Source organism: Bradyrhizobium hereditatis (assembly GCF_020329435.1).
In the GTDB taxonomy this organism is placed as follows: Bacteria; Pseudomonadota; Alphaproteobacteria; order Rhizobiales; family Xanthobacteraceae; genus Bradyrhizobium; species Bradyrhizobium hereditatis.
Genome location: NZ_JAGKJK010000027.1, coordinates 43,338 through 49,983 on the forward strand (window position 1 = coordinate 43,338; position 6,646 = coordinate 49,983).

At 58.7% G+C, this 6,646-nt stretch carries 7 protein-coding genes and 2 pseudogenes; 1 reads left to right on the forward strand and 8 read right to left on the reverse strand.

Going from position 1 to position 6,646, the window contains the following annotated elements:
- Nucleotides 1–5: 5 nt before the first annotated feature.
- The 7 genes and pseudogenes from J6524_RS35090 to J6524_RS35120 all read right to left on the reverse strand — a co-directional run bounded on the left by J6524_RS35090 (nucleotide 6) and on the right by J6524_RS35120 (nucleotide 5,189).
- Entirely contained in the window at nucleotides 6–764 is a 759-nt protein-coding gene (locus J6524_RS35090; RefSeq protein WP_225678461.1) for a tyrosine-type recombinase/integrase, read from the reverse strand.
- A gap of 228 nt (nucleotides 765–992) precedes the next feature.
- The gene (locus tag J6524_RS35095) at nucleotides 993–1,439 is read right to left on the reverse strand and encodes a tyrosine-type recombinase/integrase (RefSeq protein ID WP_225678462.1); all 447 of its coding nucleotides are present in this window, start codon (nucleotides 1,437–1,439) and stop codon (nucleotides 993–995) included.
- Entirely contained in the window at nucleotides 1,429–1,707 is a 279-nt protein-coding gene (locus tag J6524_RS35100; protein WP_312002531.1) for a site-specific integrase, read from the reverse strand. The genes J6524_RS35095 and J6524_RS35100 overlap by 11 nt, the downstream gene beginning before the upstream one ends.
- A gap of 12 nt (nucleotides 1,708–1,719) precedes the next feature.
- Nucleotides 1,720–1,977 (reverse strand): hypothetical protein, encoded by a 258-nt coding sequence (locus tag J6524_RS35105; RefSeq protein WP_225678463.1) that lies wholly within the window; start codon nucleotides 1,975–1,977, stop codon nucleotides 1,720–1,722.
- Between the two features lie 267 nt (nucleotides 1,978–2,244).
- Nucleotides 2,245–2,613, reverse strand: a pseudogene (locus J6524_RS35110) (sigma factor-like helix-turn-helix DNA-binding protein); the annotation flags it as partial.
- 494 nt (nucleotides 2,614–3,107) lie between these two features.
- Nucleotides 3,108–3,374 (reverse strand): carbamoyltransferase N-terminal domain-containing protein, encoded by a 267-nt coding sequence (locus J6524_RS38100; RefSeq protein WP_376712117.1) that lies wholly within the window; start codon nucleotides 3,372–3,374, stop codon nucleotides 3,108–3,110.
- Nucleotides 3,375–4,214: 840 nt separating this feature from the next.
- Entirely contained in the window at nucleotides 4,215–5,189 is a 975-nt protein-coding gene (locus J6524_RS35120) for a D-2-hydroxyacid dehydrogenase (RefSeq protein WP_225678465.1), read from the reverse strand.
- 824 nt (nucleotides 5,190–6,013) lie between these two features.
- Here J6524_RS35120 and J6524_RS35125 point away from each other — a divergent pair.
- Nucleotides 6,014–6,283, forward strand: a pseudogene (locus J6524_RS35125) (ATP-binding protein); the annotation flags it as partial.
- Between the two features lie 95 nt (nucleotides 6,284–6,378).
- Here J6524_RS35125 and J6524_RS35130 read toward each other — a convergent pair.
- Nucleotides 6,379–6,646, reverse strand: a 268-nt coding sequence (locus J6524_RS35130; protein ID WP_225678466.1) for a tyrosine-type recombinase/integrase, incomplete at its 5' end; no start/stop codon positions are given.

Below are 6,646 nucleotides of genomic sequence, written 5' to 3' on the forward strand. Positions count from 1 at the left end.
GGCTCTTATCCTTCATGGTCGGCCTCCATCGCGTACAGAGCAAAGCGCTCGCTAGCCGCCTGGAGGAGATCCGGCGTCATCTGCAAATAGCGCTGGGTTGAACGGATATCGATGTGGCCAAGGTAGCTTGCGAGCTGCGGAAGCAGTCGCTGCACCTCCTGACCGGAGCGATACCATGCGATCACCCGGTGCACCGCGGCTGTGTGGCGAATATCGTGCAGCCGTGGAGGTCGAGGCTCGCCGACAGGGCAACTGATTCCGGCGGCTCGGCGGACATCCTGAAACCAGGAGATGACCCGCACATAGTGCCACGATCGACTGCCGCGCGTAGTGAATAATGGAGATTCTTGCCCGCGCGACAGAGGGAGCCGGCGACGGCGCTCGACGTACTCGACCAATTCCTGGTTGAGCTTTGGTCCGATTGGCACGAGGCGCGTTTTGAAGAACTTCGTGTCACGGACGGTGATGACCTGATCGGTCAGATCCACGTCTTGCAAGACCAAACGAAGCGCCTCGCCAATGCGCATGCCGCTTCCGTACAGCAACAAGAGGAGCGTACGGTACATAGCTGGCACGTGAGGGCGATGCCCAACCTTCAGGATCGAGGTCGCGTCCAACAGGCGGCGCAGTTCTTCCGTGGAATAAACATAGGGCGTTTGTTGCGGCGGTAGCTTTGGAAACGTTGTCGGCAGTGGGGAGGATGCCGCGTACCCGCGACTGATGGCGAATCTATAAAGGCCGCTCAGAACCCTATATCGCAGCATCCAGGTGGCACTGAGCGATCCTTTGCCTTGGAGGAACTCGGCTACCGCCTCTGGGGTGACTTATCTCGATTGCCCATCGCTCGGCAGAACCTGCGGAGCAGAACGTCAGCGGACTCGAAACGCTCCCCCAGTGACCGCTGCTTGGCCAGATAGGCGTCGACAACATGGGTGAGCATCATTGGAGGCCTCCCAGGTCGAACGCTCCGACCTCGCGAAGCGCCTGCATGTTCACCTTGGCGTAGATGCTGGTTGACGCCGCGCTGCGATGTCCCAAATGGTCCCCGATCTCCTCGACCGACCTTCGGCAAGAAGCCGGGAGGCGCAGGCGTGGCGCAACGCATGGCCACCGCGGTGGGCAGCGTCGATTCCAAGTGCAACAAATCTGCGGTTAGCGACATCATAGGTGCTCCCTGCCTTCAACGGTCGACGGGGCGCGTGCATCCAGAGGAACACTTCCGGGCACGATGATAGCGGCCGCACCGTGTCGATGTAGCGGGCGAGCGCCTCAGCCGCAAAGGGAACCAGCGGGTAGATCTGCGGCTGGCGGCGCTTCAGGCGGAAAAGCCGTAGCGTCCCACCGGGCCAGTCGATCTGATCGAGGCGCAATGCCGCCACTTCGCCGCTGCGCATCCCGTAGACCGCGAGCAACAGCAGGATCGCACGATCACCCAACATGCGCTGCACGTCGCACCAATCTGGGGCATACGGCAGCGACTCCTGACGATAGAGCCGAGGCCGGCAAATCGAGGCCGCGGTCCGTACACATTCCCCGCTCTGCCGCGTAGCGCAGAAATCCCCGCAAGGCAGAGGCTGTGCTGGCCACCGAAACGCGGGACCATCGTCCCGTCGCCTTGGCGACGAAATAGGCGTCGACGTCTTCAGGCTGAAGATCCCTGAGTTGCCGGTTGGTTTTGTCGCACCAGCGCAGGAAACTGCCGATTATCCGGCTCCATTGCTACACCGTCGATGGCGAGAATCCGCGCTCATTGCGCATCCATGTCACATACTGGTCGAGTTGGCTCTGGTACTGAAACACGACGGTTGGTTCACGCCACCAACCGAGAAATCGAAGCCAAGGTCGTCCGATGTCGACCACTCTTCGTGCTGCGGTGATAGCCCCCGTCAGGCGCAGACGCTCGGTCGCGATCCGTTGGAGCGCCTCGATATCGATGCCCTCCGAAGCATCTGGACCGAGATATGCGGCAATCCGCAACAGCTCGTTCCGCTTGAGTCTAAGAGAAGCTGCGGTCGCGCCGCCTTCTGCACGGTGGCGAAGGTACCGGTACCGCTCGTCGGTGAATGGCGCGTCATCACGGTGGGCACGGTCAAGAGGATGGAATAAATCGTCTGATCCATAGCAAGCCTCCATTGGACAAATGGTTCGCTACCCAGACGTCGAATTATATTGCGTGAACAATGCCCACAGTGTTCAGGCTCCCCGCAATTATAGCTCCTTGCACAACATAAATCTGACCGCAACATAACAGGTGTAACCGTAACCGTCGGGATGGGCCGTCCGGTATTCCTGCCAAAGCAGCGTCAGCGTCACGCCCTTGCGCTTGAGCTCCTGCGCCACCCGCGGCCACTCGGGCTCGCTCAAGTCCTGCGGAGGCCGCGCGACCCGCCGGAACAGAGCCCGCTGCAATGCCGCCTCGCTCTCGTAAATCGCCGGCAGCGGCCAGCTCAAACCCGCTTCACGCGCCCGCAGCAGGTAGGTGGCAACCGAGGTCTTGCTGATCTGCAGCCGTTCCGAGATCGCCCGAACCGACAGGTCTTGCTCGTACGTCAGCCTTAGGATCGATCGTAGGTCCTTGACGGTGGTTCGTTTCGCTTGCTTCCGTCTCGGCATCGCCCCTCTCAAACTCAGTCTGATAGGGAACATTGCCTGAACGGCGCTCCCGAAAACCAACCCCATAAACTGTCCGCGAATTAGCGGAATCCCTGTCCCGGAATTACTGAAATCGCTGTCCGCGAATTACCGAAATGGCTGTCCGAGAATTGCCGAAACACGCACGAAACACAAGATTACCGCAAACCGACGCCCTTTTCGCTCACGAGAAGACGGGCGAGGAGCAATGAAACGATGCAAGCACATCTTCGGGTGCCTTGTCCTTCAAGCGGAGCGCACTTGCCTTGAAGAAGCCGTGCAGAGCCGGAAGTGAGACCTCCGTGTTGGAGATCTCCCCACGGTAATGGTGGGCAAGTTTCGCTTCGGCCGCAAAGCGATCTTTGTAGAGCTCCCAAACACCGCCACGATATCTTCATCAACATACCCGAGCGCAATGGGAGCCATCACTTTGCCGGCAATGCGCCGGTCTCCCCCAGCCGGTCTAGTTCACTCTATTATACGGTCCGAAGTGATGACCAGCCACAGCATAAGCGCGCCCTTGATCGGGAACAGGCATTTAGGAATCGGGCGCCACGGGGTTCTACACAGTATGGACGTGGAAACATGCCGCCGCCCACGCCAGGCAGAATCGGGCTGTTTGGCTTTGCAAAGGGACTGGTGCAGTATGAGGAGGCCACATGGCCGGTCACGTGCGGACCGCTTCTATAACGAAAGCCTTTGCCGTCCATGTCCGTCGCGCGAATTGAGCAAGCCCTCGGCATGCTGTTCAAGATACGGGTCCCTCTGAGATTGATAAGCGCCGCCTCACTGAGGAACTGGAAATTCGACTCTACGTCCCCCTCCCTGCCGTCGATACGAACACATCAAGTCCGGGCAACCACACCGTGCTCCGCCAAAGCGCGAGCAATTGCATTGAGATTGTCGATGGCTTGATACCTCGATTGTTTTGCCGCTTCTCCTGCTCGATACTAAGCCGTCAGTCCTCGATAAGAGCGACTTCTCCGTCATTTAATACCGCATGCGCGCATAGTGCCTGCATGCCTAAACGCCAGCAATTCGATTTATTTGCAAATCGAAGTTTCAAAACAGGCGAGCAGCAAGATTGGCTAAGGAGCGAAAAATCCCTCCGGCGAACTGATGCATGCCCGAAACTCCAGTGATAGCTCTTCGGACGCCTATCGACGTCTCACCTCTGATTAGTAAGTGCCAGCCTCAACCATCCGGCGATCTTATAGTCGCCCAGCAGCTCGACTCTCACACGCGTCTCCCATCCTTTCACCCTGACCCCTAGCACCGTGCAGGACTTGGGCAAGCACGAACGCAGGAATCCCTCGCGGTCTTGTGGCCGAATGTCGCGTCGCAAACAGCTTGGCGGGCTAAAGAGCTCGAGTAGGCTTGGTTTGAGACAGCAGCATGCCCTGCGCCCAGCGAGCCAATATTCTAGTTCCGACAGGCATGCAGATCCTGCCTCTTTCGCGAAAACTTTCATTCAAAGGGCGGACGTAGGGTTGGCGCGATACCGGACAACGGCAGCAGAGCCCTCCAGTTCTAGAGCAAATGCCGAGCGAGACGGTCATCTCTGTCTCTGCTAGAGTTTTCGGTCAGTAGCCGCGCATCAGGTCGACTACGTTACGCAGCGGCTTCTTCTCGAGAAACCGCTGCAAGTTGTCGCCGAAGATCTCAAACACACGGGTGCTGTAGCCGGACGGATTACCGGCAACATGGGGAGTGACGATGACGTTAGGCATCGTCCAGAGCGGACTATCGGTCGGGAGTGGTTCCCGCTCAAACACGTCGAGGAGGGCTCCGGAAATTGTGCCTGCGCGAAGCTCTTCAATGAGCTCGCGCTCCACAATTAGCGAGCCGCGGCCGATGTTGATCAGGAAGGCCGTGCGGCGCATCAGCCGAAGCTGCTCCCGACCGATTAGCTTGTCGGTTTCCGGAAGGTGGGGAACGGCAAGGACAACGAAGTCGGAGAGCTGCAGGAGCTCGGCGAGGCCATCTGGCGGGAAGAGCCTATCCACGACCGCGATCGGGTGCGTGAGATCGCGTTTCGAGCCAATCACCGTCATTCCGATGGTTTTGCCGCGACGGGCGATCGCGGCGCCTATCGAACCGAGACCGACGATACCGAGCGTCCGCTCCGCGAGCGGCGCGACTTCTCGCGGATGCCATTTCTTGCGAGACTGTTCCCGAATAAACCGAGGAAAGTCCCAGTGCATTATGGTCACGGCCGCGATTACGAAGTCCGCGATGATTTCGCTATGCATACCCCGAGCGTTAGTAACGATAATGTCGCCGATGCGATCGCGGATAGGTAAGACCGAGTCGATGCCCGCGTTGCTGCACTGGAACCAGCGCAACCGACGTGCCTTGGCCAGGAGATCGACAGGGAACCGGGGGCCCAGGAGAATGTCTGCCTCCGCTATATGGCGATCCAGTAACACCGCGTCCTTGGCGCTCAAGACGCGCACCTCAGGAAAGCGCTGAAGGATCAACGCAACATAGCTATCGGCGGCGGCATCATTGACAAGGACAGTGATAGCATCGCCTGCCACGGTTGTCGAGAACGTCATATCAGGTATTCCTATTCCATTCGCGCCGGCAATGATCGAGGAAAGGGATGATGAGGTAATCGGCACACGTGTAGCAAAGTAGACGGCCGCGCAGTGGAGAAGATGTCGAGATGTTGAACATCATGTCCACGATGGTCTCCTTCCTAAGCCGCGCGGACGGTCTGTTTATCGGGAGTGGGGACCGTTAACGCTGAAGCGACTACGGCAAACGCTCCGAGAGGCATCCGAAGAAAAATCTCGTTTCGACATTCGTTGCGCTCCCATTCGCCGCACCTTGATTTGTTTGCCAACCTCGAGCGCGATCCGCGATCGGACTTTTTCGGACGCGGGCCACGTAAGGCAATCGTTCGAAGCTAAATGATTCCCGCGCGTCGCTCGAGGCCGATGCAACCGGTCGGCTTTTAGGACAAGCAAGGCCGCGATATAACTACCAGTTCTAGCAGCGTGGACTGATTCATCCTCAGTGTAGGGAGCAACGATGGTTGGGAAGAGCCGCAGGAAGAGTCCCCTGCGAAGCAGCTGCTGCGCGCTCGCCCCATGGTTTGGGCCAACGCGGGAGACCTGAAGCGTTATGATCACAAAGGTCCCTCGCAAAACCGACCGCTTCTGACGGATCATCTTAGTTAGGTCGGCGATCGGAAGAAGTTGTCGGACAATATCGCGGTTAGGAAGGATGAGCAGTCGGCACGAGCGGCACATCACCGAGATATCAATTTTTAGCGACGTGGCGAACTATAGCTTCAGGTCGGTAACACTTGCAGCATGCGGCCAATTGATCCCTTTGCAGGAGGGATCCTCATAGCGGCTTCTGCGCACGAACTACCGCACGGCGCGGCCTCGATCGAGCGCTCTTAGCCAGGCTCGCAGATGGCAATTGGCTCGACCAGCATGCCAATCTCTTGATCTGCGATCCCTCCGGCGTCGGCAAGAGCTGGCTCGCCTCCGCGCTCGGCAACACGGCCTGCCTCGACAATCGCTCCGTGCTCTATCAACGCGTTCCGCGGCTGTTCAGCGATCTCGCTTAGGCGCGCGGTGACGGCCGCCATTCGCGCCTATTGCGCACGCTCGGGCGCGTCGATCTTCTGATCCTCGATTTATGTGCAGCCCGCAGTGATGTGGAGTTGAGGGCCGAAAGCCGGCGCCGGTCCGGCTTTTGACGGCCGCCAACTCCACATAATTTACCTGTAGGTCATAGCCTCTTCAGCCAATCAACGATGTTGATCGTCGCAGAAGAGACGTGTCCGGCACGAGGCGGTGCGAGGATCTCAGGGAACACCTGCATAAGCGCCTGGCGTTTGAGATCGATGTCCGCCCTTGCATAGGTCATCGTTGTGTTCAGCGACGAATGTCCGAGCCATTGACTAATGGTCGCGAAGTCGACGCCCGCCTTCAGAAGAAAGATGGCGGTCGTATGCCGCAAGGTATGGGGATGGATCCGCTTCTCCTGCAGCGTGCGG

Coding starts and splice junctions, on each gene's coding strand:
- J6524_RS35090 (WP_225678461.1), bottom strand. CDS start 764: ATGCTGCGATATAGGGTTCTGAGCGGCCTTTATAGATTCGCCATCAGT.
- J6524_RS35095 (WP_225678462.1), bottom strand. CDS start 1,439: ATGTTGGGTGATCGTGCGATCCTGCTGTTGCTCGCGGTCTACGGGATG.
- J6524_RS38100 (WP_376712117.1), bottom strand. CDS start 3,374: ATGCCGAGGGCTTGCTCAATTCGCGCGACGGACATGGACGGCAAAGGC.
- J6524_RS35120 (WP_225678465.1), bottom strand. CDS start 5,189: ATGACGTTCTCGACAACCGTGGCAGGCGATGCTATCACTGTCCTTGTC.